The sequence below is a fragment of the Agromyces sp. NPDC004153 genome (assembly GCF_053603635.1).
The window spans coordinates 1,033,144-1,054,710 of the sequence record NZ_JBSGFY010000001.1; the positions used below are offsets into that span (position 1 = coordinate 1,033,144).

Sequence of the window (21,567 nt, forward strand, 5' to 3'; positions counted from 1 at the left end):
GTCGCACCCCGTGTGTCGGCGGCGCTCCGATCCGAGTCGCACCCGCACGAGCGGCGCATCGTCGCCGATGCGAGCGACCGGGTCGCCTGGCTGCGGGCGCGCTCGCAGGGCGTCACCGCGACGGATGCCGCGAAGCTCGCGTCCCGCGCCTCGGTGCGCGGAGCGGCGTACGAGAAGCTGCACGGCTCGCCGCGAACCTTCGGCGGCAGCCGGTTCACCGACCACGGTCGCACGCGCGAGCCCGTGATCGCCGACTGGGTGCGGCGGGTGCACGGCATCGAGCCGTCGTCGTTGCTCTTCCACGCGGCATCCGATCGACGGCACCTGGCGACGCCCGACGGACTGCGCGTCGCGGTCGACGGCACGCCCGAGCTGTGCGAGATCAAGACGACGTCGCGCGCGTGGCGCGGCATCCCCCGCGGCTACCTGCGTCAGGTGTGGTGGCAGCAGTACGTGCTCGGCGCCGAGCGCACGCTGGTGGTGTGGGAGCAGCACGAGGACTTCGTGCCCGTTCATCCCGAGCCGCGCTGCCGCTGGGTCGACCGCGACGACGACCAGATCGCCATCCTCGTGACGCTCGCGAACGAGCTGCTCGCCGCACTGCGTCCTGACGAGGCTGCGAGGGCGGTCTACCGCCCGGGTGTGCTCGCGTGACGACGGTCCTTCTGCACGGACTCGGCAACGACCGCCGGCAGCCGCTCGGCCTGTTCGAGTCGGTCGTGGAGGAGACGTCGGGCCCCGAGGAGCTCATCGTCGCGCCCGACGTGCGCGCCCACGGCGGCTTCCTCGCCGTCGGCGAACCCGCCGACTTCGGGATCGACCGGCTCGCGCGCGAGGTCTGCGAGCACGTGCCCGCGGCGCTGGCCGAGGCCGGACGCGGGCACCACGAGGCATCCGAGCCGGTGACGATCATCGGTGTCTCGATGGGGGCCGCGATCGCGCTGCGCATCGTGCTCGACAACCTGCTGCCCGTGCGGCGCGTGGTCTTCGTGCGGCCGTCGTTCGACGACACCTCGCTGCCCGACAACCTGCGCGCGTTCCCCGTGATCGGCCAGATCCTCGCCGACGCGGGTCCCGCGGGGGCCGAGGAGTTCCGCGAGCGCGAGATCTTCCACGAGGTCGCCTCGGTGTCGCCGGCGGGCGGACGGGCGCTGCTCGCGCAGTTCCAGGCACCCGATGCCGCGCGCCGGGCGATGCGGCTCGTCGAGATCCCGCGCAACCGCGCGTTCGACGACGACGACGACCTGCGCGAGCTCTCGGCACGCGGCATCCGCTCGCTCGTCATCGGCGCGGCGCGAGACCCGGTGCATCCGTTCCCCATCGCCGAGCGCTGGGCCGGCGGGCTGCGCTCGATGCTCGAGCTGCTGCCGCCGCGCGACGACGGCCAGGCCGAGCAGACCGCGGTGCTGCGCGAGCGGGTCGGGCGCTGGCTCGCGCGCGACTAGGCGACCGGGCGAGCGTCCTCGAACTGGGCGGCACCACTCGGCGGCGCCGGCTCGACGGGCTCGTGCGGCCACGGCGTGCGGCTCAGGGCGATGATGCCCGCCCCCACGAGCAGGATGAAGGCGGCGATCGCGATGACGTAGACGAGGACGCCGCCGTACCCGACACCCGGCTCCACGTCGGGGTTCAGGAACGGGTACGGGTACCAGCCCACGATCGCGCCGCGGATCATCGTGTACCCGGCCCAGGCCAGCGGGAAGATCGCGATGGTCCAGATGCGACGCCAGGCGACGCGGCGTCGCCCGGGCGCCAGCACCCAGTCGGCGACGAGGTAGAGCGGGGCCCAGACGTGCAGGATCTCGTTCGACCAGGGCACGGTCGTGGCCTGGTCGAGCGAGATCTCGCGCAGCAGCAGGTTGTAGACGACGAACGTCGTGGCCATGTAGGTGACCGCGCAGGCGCGGACGAGGTTGTACCAGTCGGGGTCGGCCGCGCGCGTGAAGGCGTACCCCGCGCCGATGAGCAGCACGATGGCGGTGAGCGCGTTCGACAGGATCGTGAAGAAGCTGAAGAAGTTCACGACGAACGCCAGCCGGTCGGGCACCATCGACCAGCTCTGCACGAACTGCCCGACGATCGCGATGATGATCGCCGCGGCCGCGACGACCCGCAGCACCCCGAACAGCCGCCTCACGCCGAACCCCCGTCCTCGCCGACCCGTCGCGCCGGTCGCACCCGCCGCGCGCTGACTGCAGCCTAGTGGTGACGCGGCGGCCTTCCACGGAACTGCGCACCGCCTGGCACGACCCGCTGACCTAGAGTGGCGTCATGAGCGCGGATCCGCCGCTGGACCGCGGGTACCGGGCGCTGCGCGACTGGTCCTGGCAGGACGCGCGTGCCGCGTTCGAGGACGCACTGCGCGACGAGGAGACGCCGGAGGCCTGGGAGGGCCTCGGCACGGCGGCCTCGTGGCTCGACGACGCCGACACCGCGATCTCCGCCCGGGAGCTCGCGTACCGCCTCTACCGCGCCCGCGGCGAGGACGAGTCCGCCGCACGCGTCGCGGTGAACCTCGCGGACGACCTGCTCGCCTTCCGCGGCGAGCACGCCGTGGCATCCGGATGGCTGCAGCGCGCCCGCCGGCGACTCGACCTGCTGCCCGATTCGCCGGTGCTGGCCTGGACCGATGTCGTGGCCGCGGTCGGCGCGATGGTCTACGAGGGCGACCTGCCGCGAGCATCCGAGATCGCCGAGCGGGCGATCGCCCACGCCCGCCGCATCGGGGACCTCGACGCGGAGATGCTCGCGCTGTCGATGCTCGGGCTCGTGACGGTGTCGTCGGGCCGCCTGGCCGACGGCCTGCGCATGCTCGACGAGGCCACGGCGGCCGCGGTCGCCGGTGAGCTCGACGATCCGGAGGCATCGGCGGGCGTGTGCTGCTTCTTCGTCACGGCAAGCGCCAGGATCCGCGACTTCGACCGGCTGGCGCAGTGGTCCCAGCACGTCATGCGGGTGTCGCAGGACTGGACGAACCGCTCGATGTTCAGCTATCCGAGGATCGAGCACGCCTCAGCGCTCATCTGGTGGGGTCGCTGGGAGGAGGCCGAGGCGGAGCTCGCCGCGGCGCGCACCGACATGTCGGCCCGCCCGCAGTTCGCGGCGCTGGCGATGCTCCGGCTCGCGGACCTCCGGCGGCGTCAGGGCCGTCACGAGGAGGCTCGGATGCTCCTCGACGAGTTGGACGAGATCGGCGCGCGGGGCATCGGATACGGCGACCGGTCGGAGGCGGTGCTCGCGGCCGTCGTCCTGGACGCTGGGGAGCCTGCCGAAGCGGCCGACATCGCCGAGCGCTACCTTCGCGCCCTGCCGGCCGGCGACCTCGTCGAACGGGTCGACGGGCTCGACGTGCTGGTCAGGGCCCGACTGGAAACGGGTGACCTCGCGGCCGCACAACGCGCGTCCGAGGGGCTGGCGCCGATCGTCGTCGCCACGCCGACCGCGCCGATCCGGGCGGCGGCCAGCCGCGCGGAGGGCCTGATCCGAGCGGCGCGAGGCGATCACGTCGAAGCGATCGCGGCGTTCGATGCCGCGATCGATCTCTATCGCGCCAGCGGGGCGCCGTTCGAGACCGCTCGCGTCCGCGTCGAGCTCGCGCGGTCGCTCGCGGCGCTCGGCCGCATCCGACGCGCGCAGGAGGAGACCCGGAAGGCGGTCACGGCGTTCGAGGCCCTGGGCGCGAGCGCCGACGTCGACGAGTCGAGCGCGCTCGCCGCGGAGCTCGCCGTGCCGGTCGGGCGGAACGGGGCGCCCGGATCACTGACCGCTCGGGAAGCCGAGGTGCTGCGGCTGGTGGCCGCCGGACGCACCAACGAGGAGATCGCCGCCGAGCTGGTGCTGTCGGTGCGGACGGTCGAGCGCCACGTGTCGAACATCTACGCGAAGATCGGCGCGACCGGTCGTGCCGCGCGCGCGGCGGCGACCTCGTACGCCCACACCCACGCCCTCACGTAGCTCCTCGACCGGGAACCTGCGTGTCGGTCGACGCGATCTGGGTGGTGGAACGGATGAGGCGGCGCGGCCGCCGCCCTACCGTCGGATCACCGGATCCGGCCGGAAGCCGGGGCTCCGGCGCCGGCCGGATCCGGCCGCGACGAGGAGAGGACGCACGAGAGGAAGCGGCTCATGCCAAGCACATCGGAATCCAGGGCCACCGAGCACGTGGCGATCGACGGATACGAGGGAAGCCTCGAGGAGCTCGACGGCTACACGGTCGCCTTCGAGACGTACACGAAGGACGCCGACCTGGCGCCCTACTTCGTGGGATTGCCGGACGACCGGTGCCAGAGCGCGCACGTCGGCTACGTGCTCAGCGGGAGGGTGACGTTCACGTTCGCCGACGGGCACGAGGAGGACTACGTCGCCGGTGAGGCCTACCACGCCCCTCCGGGACACACGCCGACGCTCCACGCCGGAACCAGGCTGGTCGAGTTCAGCCCGACCGAGCAGCTCCGGCAGACCATCGAGGTGGTCGGCCGCAACATGGAACGGGCCGGAGTGTCATAGCGGGAGCTCGGCTCCCGCGCTGGCGATGCCGCGGTGACGCCGCGCCACGCCGCCCTGCGTCAGAATGGTGCCGCAGGACGGACGCAGGAGGGCGCGGCACATGACCGAGACGATGCGGGCGCTCGTGATCGACCGAACCGGCGATGCCGACGAACTGCACCTTTCCGACGTGCGGCGACCGCTGCGGGTGAGCGACGAGGTGCTCGTGCGCGTCGTGGCGGCGGGCGTGAACCCCATCGACGTGAAGACCCGCGCCGGCCGCGGCGTCTCGGCGGCGATCGTGTCGTATCCCGCGGTGCTCGGCAACGACTTCGCGGGCGTCGTCGAGTCGGTGCCCTACGCGGCGCATCCGCTGCAACCCGGCGATCGCGTGTACGGAATGGGGCGCGTGCCCCGCACCGGCGGCAGCTACGCCGAGTTCGTCACGGTCTCGTCGATGAGCCTCGCGCCGATGCCCGCGTCGCTCGGGTTCGTCGAGGCCGCGGGCGTGCCCCTCGCCGCGCTCACCGCGTGGGGCGCCGTCATCGACGTTGCGCGGGCGCACGACCGGCAGCGGATGCTGATCCACGCCGCCGCGGGCGGCGTCGGCCACTTCGCGGTGCAGTTCGCCGCCTACTTCGGGGCCGACGTCACGGCGACGTGCTCGGAGCGCAACGTGGAGTTCGTGCGCTCGCTCGGCGCCCGGCACGTGATCGACTACGGCGCCGAGCGCTTCGAGGACGTCGCGGGCGAGCAGGACGTCGTCATCGACCTCATCGGCAACGTCGCGGATGACACGGGGTCCCGCTCGCTCTCCGTGCTGCGGCCGGGCGGGCTGGTCGTGAACGTGCCGACCGGGTCGTGGCCGACGATGGCCGAGGAGGCGGCGGCCCGCGGCATCCGTGCGACCGGCTACTCGGTGTCGCCCGACGCGCGCACCCTCGCGGTGATCACGCGGCTCATCGACGACGGCTCGGTGCGGGTGCACGTGGAGCGGGAGCTGCCGCTGGCCGACGGCGCGGAGGCGCACCGGCTGCTCGAGGGCGGGCACGTGCGCGGCAAGATCGTGCTGCGGGTCGCGGAGGACGCGGTCGTCGAGTAGCGCCGCCCGCAGGGCGGTTCGCGAGTCGCAGGACGACCAGCGGGACGCGCGTCGTCACGACCGGCGTGTCGCACACGACGTCCTTCGACTCGCGAACCGCGCATCGCGGCCGCGGCGCAGCGCCGCTCAGCCCGCGCGGGCCTCGAGCAGGGCCGATCCGAGCTCGCTGCGGAGGTAGAGCACGCTGCGGCCGTACCGCGTGCTCACGAGCAGGCCGGCGTCGCGGAGCACGCGGAGGTGCTGGTTCACCGCCGACGCGGTGACGCCGAGGCGAACGCCGAGCTCGGTCGACGACGCGGGGTCGCCGAGTGCGGCGAGCAGGCTCGCCCGGGTCTCGCCGAGCACGGCCGCGACGGCGGCGGGGTTCGCGACGCGCTCCGCCTCCCAGAGCGCGCCCTGGCCGCGGGCCGAGTACATGATCATCGGCGGGCCGTCGCCGACGGGCGCGGAGGCGCGGCGCGTGAACATCGTCGGCACGAGGGTCAGGCCGTTGCCGTCGATCGCCTGCGTCCGGTCGTTCGGGTCGGCGAGCCGCACCGACACGACGCCGTGGTCGTACTCGATGCGCGGCGAGAGCCCGTTGAGCATGGTCGCGACGCCCGACTGCGCGATCTGGCGTCCGCGGTACACCACGTCCGCCTCGAGCACGGCGCGCATGCGCGGCCAGTACGGCTCGAAGCACGTGTCCCAGAGTTGCCGCAGGGCACGGATGACGCGGCGGAGCGCCGCGCTCGGCGCCCCGGTGAGCGCATCGGGCACGTGCCCGTGCACCGCCACGAGGTCCGCGCGGAACACGTCGGCCGGGGTCTCGGCGAGCGCCGCCAGCTCGTCGTCGAGCCGGGTCAGCGGCGAGGTCGGACGCGGATTCAGGAAGTCGGGCGTCCACATGCGCTCGTCGATGAGTCCCATGAGCGTCGGCATGTCGAGGCGGGCCCGGGCCTCCTCGGTGCGGCGCAGCCATCCGAGCTGCAGCGGGAACCGCGCCGGCTCCTTGATCGCCCGCAGCGAGAGGCCGAGCTCGCACAGCGGCGAGAGGCCGAAGCGCACGCTGCCGACGTCGTCCTCGGTCAGCAGGTACCTCAACATGAAGCACTACGCTACATCGATTTCGGCCGCCGACCGCGTCTGGGAGAACTGGATCCGTGAGTCCTGCCCCCGCCGCCTCGTCGCCCTCCCCCGACACCGACGCCGTGCCGATCGTCGAGCCCGAGCTGCCGCTCGAGCCCGAGCTCGATGCGGCGGTCGCGACGGCCACGAACGGCAAGCGCCCCGGCCTCCTGCGGCGGATCGCGGCATCCGTCGACGACCCGGTGCTGCGCATCCTCGTCATCGCGACGCTCATCAGCCGCGTGGGCCGCGGGATCTTCCTCACCGTCACGGTGCTGTACTTCACGCTCATCGTCGGCCTGGCGCCGCACGAGGTCGCGATCGTGCTGGGCGCCGCGAGCGCGGCGGGCGTGCTCTCGTCGCTCGCCGGCGGGTGGCTCGCCGACCGCACCAGCGCCCGGCGCCTGCTCGTGGTGCTCTCGATCGTCGACGGCGTCGGCCTCATCTGCTACGTGTTCGCGCACGACTTCGCGAGCGCGCTCGTGATCGCCGTCATCGTCGGCGCCGTGGAGCAGGCGGCGAACTCGACGCGCATGGCGATCATCGCCCGCGCGTTCGACGGCGACCGCCGGGTGCACGCCCGCGCCGTGCTGCGCACCGTCACCAACGTCGCGATCGCGGTCGGATCGGGCATCGGCGCCCTCGCGCTGCTCGCCGGCACGGCCGACGCCTACCGCTGGATCATCGTCGGCGCCGGTGTCATGTACCTCGCCGGCGTGACCCAGCTCGTGAAGCTGCCCCGGTACGTCGACGCTCCGACGCACGTGCCGAGCCCGGCGGGCGCGCCGACGGCGACCACCGCCACGACGGATGCCGCGGCCGACGCTTCGACCGCCGACACGACGGATGCCGCGCCGCGCCGCGCGCGCTTCGCCCACTCCCCATGGCGCGACCCCCGTTACCTCGGGCTCACCGCGCTCAGCGCGACCTTCGGGATGCAGTTCGGCGTCGGCGAGGTCGGCGTGCCGCTGTGGATCGCGAACGACACGAACGCGCCCGAGGTGCTCGTCGCCGTCGTGCTCATCCTCAACACGGTCATCGTGGTGCTGTTCCAGGTGCCGCTCTCGCGCGGCACCCACGACCTGCGCCGCGCCGGTCGCGTCTCGGCGATCGCGGCGTGGCTCATGGCGGCGGCGTGCCTCGTCTACGCCGCCGCGGCGGGCCTGCCCCAGGGCTTCGCGATCGCCGTCATCGTGATCGCCGCGATCGCGCACGCCTTCGCCGAGGTGCTCTCCCAGGCGGGCGGTTGGGGCCTCAGCTTCGAGCTGGCCGACCCGGTGCGGGCGGGCACGTACCAGGGCGTGTTCTCGATGGGCTACTCGCTCGGCGCCATGGTCGCGCCGCTCTTCGTGACGTCGACGGCGCTCACGTTCGGGCTCGGCGGATGGGCGATCCTCGGAGCGGTGTTCCTCGCCTCGGGTCTCGGCACGTGGGCGATCGCACGGGTCGCGACCCGCACGTCAACGCCTGCCGCCTGACGGCGGGCTCGGCTAGGGTCGCCGCATGAGCGACGCGCCGTCGATCGTCTGGTTCCGCGACGACCTCCGGATCGCCGACCATCCGGCCCTGCACGCCGCGATCGAGCGCGGCGCGCCGATCGTCTGCGTCTACGTGCTCGACGAGGAGTCGCGCGGCATCCGGCCGCTCGGCGGTGCTGCGCGCTGGTGGCTGCACGGCTCGCTCACCGCGCTCGCCGGCGCCCTCGAGCAGCGCGGCGGGCGGCTCGTGCTGCGGCGCGGACCGGCCGACCGCGTCATCCGTGCGCTCGTCGACGAGACCGGCGCGGGCGCCGTGTTCTGGAACCGCCGGTACGGCCGCCCCGAACGCGACCTCGACGCGGGCCTCAAGCAGGCGCTGCGCGACGACGGCCTCGTCGTCGAGAGCTTCGCGGCGAACCTGCTGTTCGAGCCGTGGACGATCCGCACCGGCCAGGGCACGCCGTTCTCGGTGTTCACGCCGTTCTGGCGCGCCTGCCGATCCGCGCCCGAGCCGCGGCATCCGCTGCCGGCCCCCAGGGGCGCGAACGCGATCAGCCCCGCGGATGCCACGACCGACGACCTCGACGACTGGGACCTGCTGCCCACCCGCCCCGACTGGGCCGGTGGCCTTCGCGCTGCGTGGACCCCCGGCGCCGACGCGGCGCATGCGCGCCTCCGCGACTTCCTCGATGACGACCTCGGCGACTACGCCGACGGGCGCGACATCCCGTCGGAGGCGGTCACCTCGCGGCTCTCGCCACACCTGCGCTGGGGCGAGCTGAGCCCCTACGAGGTCTGGCACGCGGTGCGCGAACGGCGGTCGGGCGGCGCGGGCGCCTCGCGGTTCCTCACCGAGCTCGGCTGGCGCGAGTTCGCCTGGCACGTGCTCTTCCACGCGCCCGACCTCGCGACCCGCAACTGGCGGGCGGAGTTCGACGCGTTCCCATGGCCGCGCCTGCATCCGACCGCCCTGCGCGCGTGGGAGGAGGGGCGCACGGGCGTGCCGCTCGTCGACGCCGGCATGCGCGAGCTCTGGGCGACCGGCACGATGCACAACCGCGTGCGAATGGTCACGGCGTCGTTCCTCACGAAGAACCTGCTCATCGACTGGCGCCGCGGCGAGCAGTGGTTCTGGGACACGCTCGTCGACGCCGACCCGGCCTCGAACCCGTTCAACTGGCAGTGGGTCGCGGGCTCCGGGGCGGATGCCGCGCCGTACTTCCGCGTCTTCAACCCCGAGCTGCAGGCGACGAAGTTCGACCCCGACGGCGTGTACGTGCGGCGCTGGGTGCCCGAAGCCGGCACCGACGACTACCCCGAGCCCATCGTGGATCTCAAGGAGACTCGCGAGGCGGCGCTCGCCGCGTTCGAGCACGTGAAGGCCGCGCGCGCGTAGCGCCCCGCGATCGAACCGCCGCGCTCAGAGCCGCTTCTCGAACCAGTGGTCGGCGTAGACCTCGTCGTTGAACGGCTCCACCTCGACGTAGCCCGACGCCCGGTACATCGCGATCGCCTCGGTGAGGCTCGCGTTCGTCTCGAGCGTGACGGATGCCGCGCCGTGATCGCGCGCGGCCTGCTCGAGCGCCGCGAGGATGCGCCGGCCCAGGCCCATGCCGCGCACCGCGTCGTCGACCCACATTCGCTTGATGTAGGCGGGCGCGCCATCGTGGAACAGCACCGCGCCGCATCCGATCGCCCGGCCGTGGAGTCGGGCGAGCACGAAGCCGCCCGTCGGCTCCTGGAACTCGTGCGTGTCGGGGTGGAGGCTGCGACCGGGCTCGAACCCTCCCGGGAAGCGCCGCGCGAGCTCGGCGTAGTAGGCGGCGAGGCACGCGCGGGCCTCGTCGGACGCGGCATCCGCCGGCTCGACCTCGACGAGACCCGCGTCGAGCAGCCGCGTGACGGTGGCCATGGCCTCGACGAGCCGAGCGCGCTGGCCGGCGCCGAGGGGGGCGAGCAGGGACCCGGCGAGCTCGTCGCTGCGGCGGCCGAGCTCCGAGCGCTCGGCACGGCCGCGCGCCGTCGTGCGGATCGTGCGGACCCTCGAGTCGGCGGGCGAGCCCTCGACGGTGACGAGCCCCTCGCGCTCGAGTGAGCGCAGCAGCCGCGAGAGGTAGCCCGAGTCGAGGCCGAGCCGCTCGCGGATCACGCGAACGTCGAGGCCGCCGTCGCCGACCTCCCACAGCACGCGCGACGCGCCGAGCGACCGGTCGCTGCCGAGGTAGTGGTCCTGCAGCGCGCCGACGCGGGTGGTGACCGCACGATTGAACGCCCGCACGGTGTCGATCGCGTCGCGCTCGTGCGGATCCGGTTCCGAACTGGCCGTCGACATATCTCTGACCTTAGTCAGAGATATGCCGGCCGGCAATGCCGATCGATCGAACGCGCCGATCAGCCCAGCGGATGCTCCAGCACCCAGTCCTCCTCGAGCCGATCGCCGAGCCGGAACCGCTTGCGCCCGACCCTCCCGAAGCCGTGCTTCTCGTAGAAGCGAATCGCCCGCGCGTTCTCCTCGTTCACGCCGAGCCAGATCGTCGACGCCGCGGTGGCGCCCGCCGCGTCGATCGTCGCCGTCATGAGCGGACCGGCGACCGTGCCCGAGCCGTGCGCGACCGCGCGGGTGTAGAACTTGCTGAGCTCGATCGCCGGTCGCGCCGCGACGGCCGCCGCGGCATCCGCGTCGCTCGGCTCGCCCGAAGCGCCGCCGATGAGCATCGAATAGCCGACGAGGCGGCCGCCGGGCTCCTCGGCGACGAGCAGCGTGCGATCCGCGTCCTCGAGCCACGCCGAGAGTCGGTCGACCGTGAAGTGCTCGGCGATGAACTCGGCGATCGCGTCGGGCGTCGTCGACGGCGGGCAGGCGAGCGGGAACGTCTCCGCGGCGAGCTCGGAGAGCGCCGCGGCATCCGCCCGCTCGGCGAAGCGGATGGAGATGTCGGACATGGACACCGATTCTCGCAGGGCGAGCGCCGCCCGAGCGACGGGGCGCCGCCCGATGGCAGGATCAGGGCATGGATGTCGCGCCCCCCGCCCAGGTCGATGGCACTCCCGGCGGGCGGTCCGGCGCCGCGCGCGCCCTCGAGGCGGCCGCATGGGCCGCCGTCGCGGTCCTCGCTCTCGTGCTGTCCGTGCAGCGCTTCCTCGACGCGACCGTGTCGGGCGACGTCGGCATCGACCTCGGCTTCTTCCTCGACGGCGCCGAGCACGTCGCCGACGGGGGCGACCCGTACGACGCATCCGGCTACGCCTACACGCCGCTGCTCGCATGGCTGCTCGTGCCGCTCGTGGATCATGCGCTCGCGATGCCGATCTGGGTGGGCGTCGAACTGGCCGCCGGCCTCGCCGCGGTCGCCTTCGTGCTGCTCGCCGCTCGCGACCGCCTGGCGGGCTGGCGGGCCCCGCTCGTCGCCGGCGTCGCCGTCGTGACGCTGCTGTTCACCTACACGGTGTCGACGGAGCTGTTCCTCGGCCAGGTGCAGCTGGTCCTGCTCGCGATCATCTCCCTGGCGGTGCTGCTCGAGCCGCGCCGGCCCATGCTCGCGGGCGCCGTGCTCGCCGTCGCCGGCCTCCTCAAGACCTGGCCGGGCATCCTGGTGCTCTGGTTCCTCCGCGTCGGTCAGCGGAAGCGCGCTCTCGCCCTCCTCGGCGTCCTGGCGACGGTCGTCGCCTTCGCGCTGGTCGTCCTCGTCGTGCTGGGATCCGATGGCATCGGGCGGTTCTTCGACCGCACCTTCGGCATGGGCGAGCAGCCGAGGGGCGCGTACTCGGTGTGGTACTTCGCGCGGCAGGGGGTTCCGGGGACCACCGAGCCGATACCGTTCGGGGACGCGCCGATCGGCGGCCTGGTGCTCTCCGGCCTGCTCGCCGTCGTCGTCGTCGGGCTGGTCGTGCTGATGCTGCTGCGCCCCGGCGATGCGTCGATCACGATGTGGAACCTCGTGGGCGCGACGATCCTGCTGCTGCCCGTCTCGCACCCGTTCTACCGACTGCTCATGCTGCCGCTGCTCTGGGTCTGGCTGTCGTTCGCGCTCTCCCCTGCCGCACATAGGTTGCGGAGACGATGGGCGGTGGTCGCGGCATCCGTCCTCGGCGGCTGGTGGATCGTGGCCTTCCGCCTCCCGCCCGACGACGACGGGTGGCTCCAGGGCGTCGACGTCGCCGTGACGCTGGCGGCGCTCGCGGTGTCCGTCGTGGCCGCCGCCGTGGTTCCACGCACGGATGCCGCGGGGTCCCCGCCCGCGGCATCCGCTCGCTCGGTCGTCGAGTAGCGACCGCCGAAGGCGGACGCGTATCGAGACGCGCCTGGATCACATGAACCGCGCGTACGCCCCCACCGTGAGGAATGTCGGGAACTCGGGCTCGAGTGCGATGCTGCGGAACACCGAGATGGCGTCGTCGAAGCGGTCGCCATCGAAGCGCGGCAGCTCGGCGACGGCGGCCGCCATGAGGCGCACGATCGAGGTCTGGTCGATGCGCGTCCCCTCGGCGGTGATGGTGTTGTCGTGCAGCCACTGCCAGACCTGCGAGCGCGAGATCTCGGCGGTCGCGGCATCCTCCATCAGGTTGTCGATGGCCGCGGCACCCGTGCCGCGCAGCCACGACTCGATGTATCGGATCGCGATCGAGATGTTGTCGTGCACGCCCGCCTCGGTGACCTCGCCGCCGATCGACGGGATGTCGAGCAGCTGCGCCGCCGTCACCTCGACGTCGTCGCGCCGGCGGTCGACCTGGTTCGGCCGGTCGCCGAGCACCGCGTCGAACTCCGCGCGCGCCGTCGGGATGAGGTCGGGGTGCGCCACCCAGGTGCCGTCGAAGCCGTCGCCGGCCTCGCGCCGCTTGTCGGCGGCGACCGCGGCGAGCGCGCGCTCCGTCACCTCGGGGTCGCGGCGGTTCGGGATGAACGCGCTCATGCCGCCGATGGCATGTGCTCCCCGCTTGTGGCAGGTCTGCACGAGCAGCTCGGTGTACGCCCGCATGAACGGCACGGTCATCGTGATCGACTTGCGGTCGGGCATGACCCAGCGGCGGCCCCGCGAGCGGAACGTCTTCACGATCGAGAAGATGTAGTCCCAGCGGCCGGCGTTGAGGCCGGCGCAGTGGTCGCGCAGCTCGTAGAGGATCTCGTCCATCTGGAACGCGGCCTGGATCGTCTCGATCAGCACGGTCGCGCGGATGGTGCCCTGCGGGATGCCGAGCGCGTCCTGCGCGAACACGAAGATGTCGTTCCAGAGCTTCGCCTCGCGGTGCGACTCGAGCTTCGGCAGGTAGAAGTACGGTCCGCGACCGGCGGCGATGAGGGCCTTCGCGTTGTGGAAGAAGTACAGCCCGAAGTCGACGAGCGAGCCCGAGGCGTGCATCGCGCGCCCCGCCCGGTCGTGGAACTTCAGGTGCTTCTCCACGAGGTGCCAGCCGCGCGGCCGCATCACGATGGTCGGGGTCTCCGACGCGGTGACGCGGTACTCCTTGCCCTCGGGGCTCGTGTACTCGAGGCCGCCCCGCAGGAAGTCGAACAGCGTCAGCTGCCCCTCGATGACGTTCGCCCAGGTGGGGCTCGTGGCATCCTCCTGGTCGGCGAGCCAGACCTTCGCGCCCGAGTTCAGCGCGTTGATCGCCATCTTGCGGTCGGTCGGGCCGGTGATCTCGACCCGGCGGTCCTCGAGGCCCGGGGCCGTGCCGGCGACGCGCCACGACGGGTCGTTGCGGATCCACTCGGTCTCGGGCAGGAACTTCGGGTCGCGGCCGTTCGCCGCGTCGACGCGGGTCTGCAGGCGCACGGCGAGCAGGTCGTGCCGAGTGTGGGCGAACCGGTCGTGCAGCTCGGCGAGGAAGCGCAGCGCCTCGGGCGTGAGGATCTCGTCGTAGCGCTCGCCGAGCGGCGCGGTCACCTCGATGCGGGGCTCCACGGTGCGGAAGCTGCCGGTGCCGGTGCTGCCGGCCTGCTGGGTCGCGAAGCGGGGGGCGGATGCCGCGGCATCCGTTCGCTCGCGCTCGAGCGTCATGCTGGGCGTGGTGTTCATGGTCTTCTCCTTGCGTCTCGGTGATCGAGTAGCGCCCGCCGGAGGCGGACGCGTATCGAGATCCGGTGCGGCGTCTCGATACGCGTCGGCTGCGCCGGCGATACTCGACGACCGGATCGGTCAGTGGTTGAACTGTTCTTCCTCGGTCGATCCGACGAGGGCGAGGGTGGCGCTGGTGGGGTTCAGCGCCGTGGCGATCTGGTCGAAGTAGCCGGTGCCGACCTCGCGCTGGTGGCGCGTGGCGGTGTATCCGGATGCCTCCGAGGCGAATTCCGCCTCCTGGAGTTCGACGTATGCGCTCATGTGCCGCTCGTTGTAGTCCTTGGCGAGCGTGAACATGGAGTGGTTGAGGGCGTGGAAGCCCGCGAGGGTGATGAACTGGAACGCGTAGCCCATCGACGCGAGCTCGCGCTGGAACTTCGCGATCTGGTCGTCGTCGAGGTGGCGCTTCCAGTTGAACGAGGGCGAGCAGTTGTAGCTCAGGCGCTTCCCGGGGAACTTCGCGTGCACGGCCTCGGCGAACCGGCGGGCGAGGTCGAGGTCGGGCTCGGCCGACTCGACCCACAGCAGGTCGGCGTATTCGGCGTAGGCGAGGCCGCGGGCGATGACCGGCTCGATGCCGTTCTGCACCTCGTAGAAGCCCTCCGCGGTGCGCTCGCCGGTGACGAAGGGACGGTCGCGCTCGTCGTGGTCGCTGGTGAGCAGGGTCGCGGCAAGCGCGTCGGTGCGGGCGATGATGATCGACGGGACCCCCGCGACATCCGCCGCCAGCCGTGCCGCGTTGATCGTGCGGATGTGCTGCGACGTCGGGACGAGCACCTTGCCGCCCATGTGGCCGCACTTCTTCTCGCTTGCGAGCTGGTCCTCCCAGTGCACGCCGGCCGCACCCGCCTCGATCATCTGGTGCATGAGCTCGTAGGCGTTGAGCGGGCCGCCGAAGCCCGCCTCGGCGTCGGCGACGATGGGGGCCATCCAGTCGCGCTCGCCGTCGGGGCCGTCGGTGCCCTGCTCGATCTGGCCGGCGCGCAGCAGCGCGTTGTTGATGCGGCGCACGACCGCCGGCACCGAGTTCGCCGGGTACAGCGACTGGTCGGGGTAGGTCTGCCCGCTGAGGTTCGCGTCGGCCGCGACCTGCCAGCCCGACAGGTAGATCGCCTTGAGGCCCGCGCGCACCTGCTGCACGGCCTGGTTGCCGGTGAGGGCGCCGAGCGCGGCCGACCACTGCGGGTCCTCCTGCGGAGCGAACGCCGTGCCGGTGTTCCGCTGGATGTCCTCCCACAGCTTCTCGGCGCCGCGCCTGGCGAGCGTGCGCTCCTCGCGCACCGGGCCGCGGAGGGCGACGACGTCCTCGGCGGTGTAGTCGCGGCGGACGCCCTCCCAGCGCGGGTCGGCGTCCCACTCGAGCTGCAGCTCGGCCGCGGTCTGGGTCTGATCGCCGGGGCGGTTGGTGGTTGCCATCGTGGTGCTCCTTCGGTGCAGCGTGCGGATGCTTCGGTGTTCCGTCGGGCGTCGTCTCCGGTGCCGTCCGGGGGTCTGTGCATCCATGCTGTGCCGGGCTCGAGGGGGCCGACCGACGATTCGGGGGGTGAACTTCCGCGGTTCTTCCGCGCCGCGGAAGAAGCGGCGCCCCAGGCGTGCTGACGGCGCGAAAGCCTCCCTAGGAGGCGTCGCCCGGGAGCACGAGACCCGACTCGTAGGCGAGGACCACCGCCTGGACCCGGTCGCGCACCCCGAGCTTGGCGAGCAGGCGCGTGACGTGCGCCTTGACGGTCGCCTCGCTGAGGAAGAGCCGCTTCCCGACCTCCTGGTTCGAGAGGCCGCGGGCGATGAGCAGCCACACCTCGCGTTCGCGCGGCGTCAGGTCGGGCGCCGGGTCGGATGCCGCGTCGGGCGCGGGTGCGGCGAGATAGCGCTCGATCAGCCGGCGGGTGAGCGCCGGCGCGAGGAGCGCCTCACCGCGAGCGACGGTTCGGACGCCGTCGACCAGCCGCTCGGGCGGTGCGTCCTTCAGCAGGAAGCCCGATGCACCCGCCTCGAGCGCGCGGTAGACGTACTCGTCGAGGTCGAAGGTGGTGAGCACGAGCACGCGCGGGGCATCCGCGTTCGCGGCGATGCGGGCCGTCGCCTCGATACCGTCCACGCCGGGCATGCGGATGTCCATGAGCACGACGTCGGGGCGCAGCATCCGTGCCGCTTCGACGGCGGCGGCCCCGTCGGCGGCCTCGCCGACCACCTCGAGGTCGGCCGCCTCGAGGAGGCCCACGACGCCCGAGCGCACCAGCGCGTGGTCGTCGGCCACGAGCACGCGGGGCGCTCGTCCCGCACCGGTCGGCGCCTCGCCGTCGCCGGGCACGGTCACGACGACCCCACCGGCAGCTCGGCGTGCACGCGCCATCCGCCGTCATCGGTGGGGCCGGCCTCGAGCGTGCCGCCGTACACCCGCACGCGCTCGCCCATTCCGGGCAGGCCTCGACCACTGCCGCGGACGTTGCCCGCGACGGCCTCGGCACCCGAGGCGGGCGGGCCGTTCACGACCTCGACCGTGACGACGCGGTCGCCTGGCTCGACGCGCACCGACACGTCGGCGCCCGGTGCGTGCTTGCGCACGTTCGTGAGCGACTCCTGCACGAGGCGGTACACGGCGAGCCCGAGCCCGTCGGAGATGCCTGCGACCTCGTCGCCGACCTCGAGCCGGCACGGATGCCCCGCCGACGCCGTCTCGGCGACGAGGTCGGCGATTCCCGACACCCCGGGCTGCGGTGCGTAGGCCGCGCCGTCCTCGCGCAACACGCCGAGCAGGTGCCGCATCTCGCCGAGGGCCTCCTGCGCGGTGCGGCGGGTGAGCTGGAGGTGTCGCCGCGAACGCTCGACGTCCTTGTCGAGGAACTGCTCGGCAGCGCCCGCCTGCAGCGCCACGATCGACAGGGCGTGCGCGACGATGTCGTGCAACTCGCGCGCGATGCGCGTGCGCTCGGTGGCCACCGCATCGGCGGCGAGCCGGTCGGAGCTGTCGCGCGTCCGCTGCAGCGTGAGTGCGCGATGCCGCACGAGACGACCCGCAGCCCAGGTCGCGCCCACGAAGAACACGAGGAACACGGTTCCGGCGGTCTCGATGCCGGGCGAGCCGAAGTACCCGAGCACGTGCGCGGCGAGCATCGCCGCGATCGGCACGAGTCCGAGCATCGCAGCGAGCCACCACGTGGCGATGCGCTCTGCCACGGTGAACGTCGCGACGAGCAGGCTCGGGAACGGGTTGAACGTGGCATCCGCCCCCGCGATCGCCGCGTGCACGAGCAGGGCGGTCGCGACGACGAGCATGACGAGGGCGGGGAACCGCCGCCGCACGACGAGCGGCGCCGAGATCGCGAGCGCGAATCCGAGCTGCGCCACGGGGTTCGTCGACGGCACGAGCAGCGCCTCGAGCGACGCCCAGAGCGCGATGCCGCCCGCGATCGCGAGGTCGAGCGGCGAGGTCCACGACCTCCAGTCGCGCAGGCCCCGCTGGACGTCGGCGCCCCGGGCGCCGCGACCCCGCGCCGTCGCGCGGGCGGCGGCGTCCCGCGATCGCGCGGAAGCGGTCTCCTGGGTCGGCACGGTCCGATGCTACGTGGGCGCGCACCTCCGGCGACAGCGACGAAGGTCGGCATCCGCACCGCCCGAGGTCGACATCGGATGCCGCCGTGAGGCCTCTGGGATCGAGCCACGCGTCGCGGCATCCGTCGACCCGCGGCCGATGTCGTGGCCGGTGGCCGGTCCGTACGTTCGCAGTGCCGGCCGAGATGGACCGGCTCCACCGACCAGGAAGGCTCCGCAATGGCTCCCGCCACCCTCGACTCCGCCGTCGTCTCGCGCACGGCAGACGCATCGCCCGTCTCGTTCCCCCGCGACGGCCGCCTCATCGGCCGCGTGAGCGCCCGGCTGACCGGCATCGCGGCGCTCACCGCCGGCGGCCTGTCGGTCGTCGTCGGCGTGCTGCAGTTCCTCTTCCCGCAGGACGAGGACCCGGCCATCGACCCGCGCACGCGCGTGATCCTCGCGATGTTCACCGTGAGCCTCTGGGCGTTCGCGGTGCTGTTCCTCGGCCTCGCCCGGTACGCCGGATCGAGCTGGGGCGCCGTCGTCGCCGCGACCGGGACCGTGCTGCTCACGGTCGGCACCATCACGAGCGCGGTCAACGGCATCGACCTCGAGTTCTTCCCGATGGTCGCGATGCTCGCCAACGCCCTCTGGCTCGTCGGCGCGATCGCGCTCTGCGTCTCGCTGGTGCGCGCCCGCCGGGTGAGCCTGTGGCTCGCGCTCCCGATCCCGTTCCTGCAGCTGCCGCTGCTGTTCCTCTCGCAGGTCGGCGGAGGCGTGCCGGCGGGCATCTTCCTCCTCGTGCTCGGGGTCGTCGTGCTCGCGGGCGGCCTTGAGGGTCGGGCCCGTCGCCTCGCACGACGCTGATCGCGTTCGGCACCGACCGCACCACGCCTGCGACGGCGCCATCCTCCCGGGGTGGCGCCGTCGCGGTTCGCGCCGCGGGCGTAGCGTGAGCGGATGGCGCGCATGCACGACGACGAGGTGACGACGGATGCCGCGCTCGTCGCACGCCTCGTCGCCGCGCAGTTCCCCGACTGGGCCGGGCTTCCGGTGACGCCGGTCGAGCCGTGGGGCACCGACAACGCGATCTACCGGCTCGGCGACGAGCTGTCGGTGCGGATGCCGCGCATCCACTGGGCGGTCGCGCCGCTCGAGCGCGAGTACGCGTGGCTTCCGCGCATCGCGCCGTCGCTGCCGGTCGAGGTGCCGGTGCCCCTGGCGTTCGGCGCGCCCGTGCAGGAGTGGGCGTGGCCGTGGACCGTGTGCCGCTGGGTGGCGGGGCGGCATCCGTCGACCGAGGGTGGCCCGTACGACGACGAGCAGCTCGCGCGCGACCTCGCGGGGTTCGTCCGGGCCATGCGTGCGCTCGACCCGGCCGGCGCACCGACGACGGCGTGGCCGCGCCCGCTGCACGAGGAGGACGAGCTCGTGCGCACGAACCTCGAGCTGCTCGCCGAGGAGCTCGGTCCCGTGCGCGACGACGTCGTCGGTGTATGGGACGAGGCGCTCGCGGCGCCACGCCATGGGGGCCCGCGAGTCTGGATCCACGGCGACCTCTCGCCGAGCAACCTCCTGCTGCGCGACGGACGCCTCACGGGCGTGCTCGACTTCAGCGCGATGGGCCTCGGCGACCCCGCGAGCGACCACCGCGTCGCGTGGAACCTCCTGCCGCCGCCGGCACGTGCCGTCTTCCGCGCGGAGGTCGGGGCCGACGACGCGACGTGGGCGCGCGCCCGCGGCTGGGTGCTGCTGCAGGCGCTGGCGCAGCTGCCCTACTACGCCGAGCGGAACCCCCTGCTCGCCGCGAACGCGCGCCACGTCATCGCGGCGCTCGTGGCCGAGCGCGCCTGAGCGGCCGCCCGAGGGGGCTCGCGGCATCCGATCCAGGCGTCGGATGCCGCGTCGGCGAGTTCGTCGGGCACGCTGGTGTGCTCGACCACGCGCAGCACCTTGCAGTTCCACATACATTGCGGTTCTATGTACCTAGAACTGCAAGGTATGTCCGACTCGAGGCAGGAGCATCGATGCGCATCGGCAAGGACCTCGTGGCCGCTGCCGCCACGCCCGTGGTGCTGGGCATCCTCGCCGAGGGCGAGTCCTACGGGTACGCGATCCTGCAACGGGTCACCGACCTCTCCGGCGGCGAGCTCGAATGGAGCGACGGGATGCTCTACCCCCTGCTCCACCGGCTCGAGCGGCTCGGACACGTCGAGTCCGAGTGGCGCCACTCGTCGACCGGACGACCGCGCAAGCACTACCGGCTCAGCGCCCAGGGGGCCGCCGCGCTCGCCGAGCAGCGGAAGCAGTGGTCGGTCGTCGGCGGCGTGCTCGACAAGGTCTGGCCCGACGGCGCCGACGGCCACCACCGACCCCGGCTCGCGCCCCGACTCGCCCTGGGGACGGAGTGAGGCGATGACCATCGGACAGGGCCCAGGGCTCGATGACCTGATCGCCTCGTGGCGGGAGTGGATGGCCCGTCGCGACGTGTTGAGCCCCTCGGACATCGACGAGCTCGAGTCGCACCTGCGCGACCGGATCGACGGACTCGCCGACGCCGGGCTCACCGACGACGAGGCGTTCCTCATCGCGGTCAAGCGCCTCGGCAGCATCGACGCGCTGTCGCACGAGTACGCCGCCGAGCACTCCGAGCGGCTCTGGAAGCAGCTCGTGCTCCACGACGCACCGGGCACCGACCGCACGGATGCCGCGGCCGCCCCGATCCCGTTCCACAGGCGCGCGAACGGGCTCCCCGTCGCCCTCGCGCTCGGCGTCGGCGCCGGCCTGGCCGTGAAGGTCGCGGACCTCCTGATCGACGATCCAGCCGTCGTCGTCCGCAACGCCGCGGTAGTCGTCCTGCCGTTCCTCGCGGCCTGGTTCGCCTGGCGTCGCCGGCCGCCGGCCGTCGCCGTGTGGGCCGTCGCCGGCGCGTTCGCGGTGGCGGCGATCGCCCTCAACGCGTACCCGTTCCTGCCGGATGCCTCCACGGCGACACTCGCGGCGGCGGGCTCGTTCGTGGCGCTCTGGCTCATGACGGGGGTCGTGGAGGCGCGCGGCGCCTGGCGCAGCGACACCGCCCGCATGGACTTCCTGCGCTTCAGCGGCGAGTGGGCGGTCTACTACCTGCTCATCGCCCTCGTCGGCGGTGCGCTCAGCGCGCTCACCATCGCCGTGTTCGCCTCGATCCAGGTCGACGTGGTGCCGTTCGTCGAGGAGTGGGTGCTGCCGTGCGGCGCGGCGGGCGCGGTCCTCGTCGCTGCGTGGCTGGTCGGGGCGAAGCAGCGGGTCATCGAGAACATCGCGCCGGTGCTCACCAAGGTGTTCACCCCGCTGTTCACGTTGATGATGCTCGCGCTCATCGTCGCGGCGGTGCTGCAGTGGAACCTCGTCGACGCCAGCCGCGACCTCCTGATCGCGTTCGATCTCGTGCTCGTGGTGGTCGTCGCCCTGCTGGTCTACGCGATCTCGGCGCGCGACCCGGCGCTCCCGCCGGGGTGGTTCGACCGGCTGCAGGTGCTCATGCTCGCGAGCGCGCTCGTGGTCGATGCGATCGTGCTCATCGCGATGATCGCCCGGACGGGCGAGTTCGGATTCACGGCGAACAAGACCGCGTCACTCCTGCTGAACCTCATCCTCCTCGCGAACCTGGCCTGGGCCGCGTGGCTGCAGGTCGGGTTCGTACGGCGGACCGTGGCGTTCGGGCGGCTCGAGCGCTGGCAGACCGGCTACCTGCCGATCTACCTGGGGTGGGCGGCGGTCATCCTGCTGGTGTTCCCGCCCGTGTTCGGATTCGCGTGATCGG

Annotated in this window: 20 protein-coding genes; 12 read left to right on the forward strand and 8 right to left on the reverse strand. The window is 72.9% G+C overall.

Annotated elements, in window-relative coordinates:
* The first annotated feature begins 12 nt into the window (after window positions 1–12).
* Window positions 13–654 carry a YqaJ viral recombinase family protein gene (locus tag ACWEOH_RS04870; protein WP_452031852.1) on the forward strand — a complete coding sequence of 214 codons (642 nt, stop codon included), beginning with the start codon at window positions 13–15 and terminating at the stop codon, window positions 652–654.
* Window positions 651–1,445 carry an alpha/beta fold hydrolase gene (locus ACWEOH_RS04875; RefSeq protein ID WP_452028734.1) on the forward strand — a complete coding sequence of 265 codons (795 nt, stop codon included), beginning with the start codon at window positions 651–653 and terminating at the stop codon, window positions 1,443–1,445. Before ACWEOH_RS04870 ends, ACWEOH_RS04875 begins: the two co-directional genes overlap by 4 nt.
* Here the strand turns inward: ACWEOH_RS04875 and ACWEOH_RS04880 are convergent.
* Complete coding sequence (locus ACWEOH_RS04880) at window positions 1,442–2,137, reverse strand: Pr6Pr family membrane protein (protein WP_452028736.1); 696 nt, start codon at window positions 2,135–2,137, stop codon at window positions 1,442–1,444. The genes ACWEOH_RS04875 and ACWEOH_RS04880 overlap by 4 nt on opposite strands.
* 134 nt (window positions 2,138–2,271) lie before the next feature.
* Here ACWEOH_RS04880 and ACWEOH_RS04885 point away from each other — a divergent pair, with 134 nt between their 5' ends.
* The 3 genes from ACWEOH_RS04885 (at window position 2,272) to ACWEOH_RS04895 (ending at window position 5,587) form a co-directional block, all read left to right on the forward strand.
* Entirely contained in the window at window positions 2,272–3,954 is a 1,683-nt protein-coding gene (locus ACWEOH_RS04885; RefSeq protein WP_452028738.1) for a LuxR C-terminal-related transcriptional regulator, read from the forward strand.
* Between the two features lie 171 nt (window positions 3,955–4,125).
* Window positions 4,126–4,506 (forward strand): hypothetical protein, encoded by a 381-nt coding sequence (locus ACWEOH_RS04890; RefSeq protein ID WP_452028740.1) that lies wholly within the window; start codon window positions 4,126–4,128, stop codon window positions 4,504–4,506.
* Between the two features lie 100 nt (window positions 4,507–4,606).
* Window positions 4,607–5,587, forward strand: coding sequence for an NADP-dependent oxidoreductase (locus ACWEOH_RS04895; RefSeq protein ID WP_452028742.1), 981 nt, complete (start codon window positions 4,607–4,609; stop codon window positions 5,585–5,587).
* Window positions 5,588–5,713: 126 nt separating this feature from the next.
* Here the strand turns inward: ACWEOH_RS04895 and ACWEOH_RS04900 are convergent, their stop codons facing one another.
* Window positions 5,714–6,673 (reverse strand): DUF5937 family protein, encoded by a 960-nt coding sequence (locus ACWEOH_RS04900; protein ID WP_452028744.1) that lies wholly within the window; start codon window positions 6,671–6,673, stop codon window positions 5,714–5,716.
* Window positions 6,674–6,729: 56 nt separating this feature from the next.
* Here ACWEOH_RS04900 and ACWEOH_RS04905 point away from each other — a divergent pair, with 56 nt between their 5' ends.
* Window positions 6,730–8,172, forward strand: coding sequence for an MFS transporter (locus tag ACWEOH_RS04905; protein ID WP_452028746.1), 1,443 nt, complete (start codon window positions 6,730–6,732; stop codon window positions 8,170–8,172).
* A 25-nt stretch (window positions 8,173–8,197) separates the two neighbouring features.
* Window positions 8,198–9,568: a cryptochrome/photolyase family protein gene (locus ACWEOH_RS04910; protein WP_452028747.1), complete on the forward strand. Its 1,371-nt coding sequence runs from the start codon at window positions 8,198–8,200 to the stop codon at window positions 9,566–9,568.
* A 24-nt stretch (window positions 9,569–9,592) separates the two neighbouring features.
* Here the strand turns inward: ACWEOH_RS04910 and ACWEOH_RS04915 are convergent, their stop codons facing one another.
* Together ACWEOH_RS04915 and ACWEOH_RS04920 are read right to left on the reverse strand one after the other, a co-directional pair.
* Window positions 9,593–10,504 (reverse strand): bifunctional helix-turn-helix transcriptional regulator/GNAT family N-acetyltransferase, encoded by a 912-nt coding sequence (locus ACWEOH_RS04915; RefSeq protein WP_452028749.1) that lies wholly within the window; start codon window positions 10,502–10,504, stop codon window positions 9,593–9,595.
* 59 nt (window positions 10,505–10,563) lie between these two features.
* Entirely contained in the window at window positions 10,564–11,115 is a 552-nt protein-coding gene (locus ACWEOH_RS04920; protein ID WP_452028751.1) for an N-acetyltransferase family protein, read from the reverse strand.
* A 68-nt stretch (window positions 11,116–11,183) separates the two neighbouring features.
* Between ACWEOH_RS04920 and ACWEOH_RS04925 the strand changes: the two genes are divergently transcribed.
* Window positions 11,184–12,440, forward strand: coding sequence for a glycosyltransferase 87 family protein (locus ACWEOH_RS04925; RefSeq protein ID WP_452028753.1), 1,257 nt, complete (start codon window positions 11,184–11,186; stop codon window positions 12,438–12,440).
* Window positions 12,441–12,479: 39 nt separating this feature from the next.
* On the opposite strand, the gene aceB is transcribed toward ACWEOH_RS04925, so the two are convergent.
* From aceB to ACWEOH_RS04945, 4 genes are all read right to left on the reverse strand, one after another.
* Window positions 12,480–14,189 (reverse strand): malate synthase A, encoded by a 1,710-nt coding sequence (aceB, locus tag ACWEOH_RS04930; RefSeq protein WP_452028755.1) that lies wholly within the window; start codon window positions 14,187–14,189, stop codon window positions 12,480–12,482.
* Between the two features lie 120 nt (window positions 14,190–14,309).
* On the reverse strand, window positions 14,310–15,647 hold the full coding sequence (gene aceA / locus ACWEOH_RS04935; protein WP_452028757.1) for an isocitrate lyase: 1,338 nt from the start codon (window positions 15,645–15,647) through the stop codon (window positions 14,310–14,312).
* Window positions 15,648–15,846: 199 nt separating this feature from the next.
* Window positions 15,847–16,548 carry a response regulator gene (locus tag ACWEOH_RS04940; RefSeq protein ID WP_452028759.1) on the reverse strand — a complete coding sequence of 234 codons (702 nt, stop codon included), beginning with the start codon at window positions 16,546–16,548 and terminating at the stop codon, window positions 15,847–15,849.
* Entirely contained in the window at window positions 16,545–17,783 is a 1,239-nt protein-coding gene (locus tag ACWEOH_RS04945; RefSeq protein WP_452028761.1) for a sensor histidine kinase, read from the reverse strand. The genes ACWEOH_RS04940 and ACWEOH_RS04945 overlap by 4 nt, the downstream gene beginning before the upstream one ends.
* A gap of 219 nt (window positions 17,784–18,002) precedes the next feature.
* On the opposite strand from ACWEOH_RS04945, the gene ACWEOH_RS04950 reads away from it, so the two are divergent.
* The 4 genes from ACWEOH_RS04950 to ACWEOH_RS04965 all read left to right on the forward strand — a co-directional run bounded on the left by ACWEOH_RS04950 (window position 18,003) and on the right by ACWEOH_RS04965 (window position 21,563).
* Complete coding sequence (locus tag ACWEOH_RS04950) at window positions 18,003–18,632, forward strand: hypothetical protein (RefSeq protein ID WP_452028763.1); 630 nt, start codon at window positions 18,003–18,005, stop codon at window positions 18,630–18,632.
* 93 nt (window positions 18,633–18,725) lie between these two features.
* Window positions 18,726–19,619: an aminoglycoside phosphotransferase family protein gene (locus tag ACWEOH_RS04955; protein WP_452028765.1), complete on the forward strand. Its 894-nt coding sequence runs from the start codon at window positions 18,726–18,728 to the stop codon at window positions 19,617–19,619.
* Between the two features lie 173 nt (window positions 19,620–19,792).
* Complete coding sequence (locus ACWEOH_RS04960; protein ID WP_452028767.1) at window positions 19,793–20,176, forward strand: PadR family transcriptional regulator; 384 nt, start codon at window positions 19,793–19,795, stop codon at window positions 20,174–20,176.
* A gap of 4 nt (window positions 20,177–20,180) precedes the next feature.
* A complete protein-coding gene (locus tag ACWEOH_RS04965) occupies window positions 20,181–21,563 on the forward strand; it encodes a permease prefix domain 1-containing protein (RefSeq protein WP_452028769.1) in 1,383 nt (460 codons plus the stop codon).
* Window positions 21,564–21,567 lie beyond the last annotated feature (4 nt).

Excerpts from the sequence above, each read along its gene's own strand:
- ACWEOH_RS04885 (WP_452028738.1), top strand. The coding sequence starts at position 2,272 with ATGAGCGCGGATCCGCCGCTGGACCGCGGGTACCGGGCGCTGCGCGAC.
- ACWEOH_RS04890 (WP_452028740.1), top strand. The coding sequence starts at position 4,126 with ATGCCAAGCACATCGGAATCCAGGGCCACCGAGCACGTGGCGATCGAC.
- ACWEOH_RS04895 (WP_452028742.1), top strand. The coding sequence starts at position 4,607 with ATGACCGAGACGATGCGGGCGCTCGTGATCGACCGAACCGGCGATGCC.
- ACWEOH_RS04900 (WP_452028744.1), bottom strand. The coding sequence starts at position 6,673 with ATGTTGAGGTACCTGCTGACCGAGGACGACGTCGGCAGCGTGCGCTTC.
- ACWEOH_RS04910 (WP_452028747.1), top strand. The coding sequence starts at position 8,198 with ATGAGCGACGCGCCGTCGATCGTCTGGTTCCGCGACGACCTCCGGATC.
- ACWEOH_RS04915 (WP_452028749.1), bottom strand. The coding sequence starts at position 10,504 with ATGTCGACGGCCAGTTCGGAACCGGATCCGCACGAGCGCGACGCGATC.
- ACWEOH_RS04920 (WP_452028751.1), bottom strand. The coding sequence starts at position 11,115 with ATGTCCGACATCTCCATCCGCTTCGCCGAGCGGGCGGATGCCGCGGCG.
- ACWEOH_RS04925 (WP_452028753.1), top strand. The coding sequence starts at position 11,184 with ATGGATGTCGCGCCCCCCGCCCAGGTCGATGGCACTCCCGGCGGGCGG.
- aceB (WP_452028755.1), bottom strand. The coding sequence starts at position 14,189 with ATGAACACCACGCCCAGCATGACGCTCGAGCGCGAGCGAACGGATGCC.
- aceA (WP_452028757.1), bottom strand. The coding sequence starts at position 15,647 with ATGGCAACCACCAACCGCCCCGGCGATCAGACCCAGACCGCGGCCGAG.
- ACWEOH_RS04950 (WP_452028763.1), top strand. The coding sequence starts at position 18,003 with ATGGCTCCCGCCACCCTCGACTCCGCCGTCGTCTCGCGCACGGCAGAC.
- ACWEOH_RS04955 (WP_452028765.1), top strand. The coding sequence starts at position 18,726 with ATGGCGCGCATGCACGACGACGAGGTGACGACGGATGCCGCGCTCGTC.
- ACWEOH_RS04960 (WP_452028767.1), top strand. The coding sequence starts at position 19,793 with ATGCGCATCGGCAAGGACCTCGTGGCCGCTGCCGCCACGCCCGTGGTG.
- ACWEOH_RS04965 (WP_452028769.1), top strand. The coding sequence starts at position 20,181 with ATGACCATCGGACAGGGCCCAGGGCTCGATGACCTGATCGCCTCGTGG.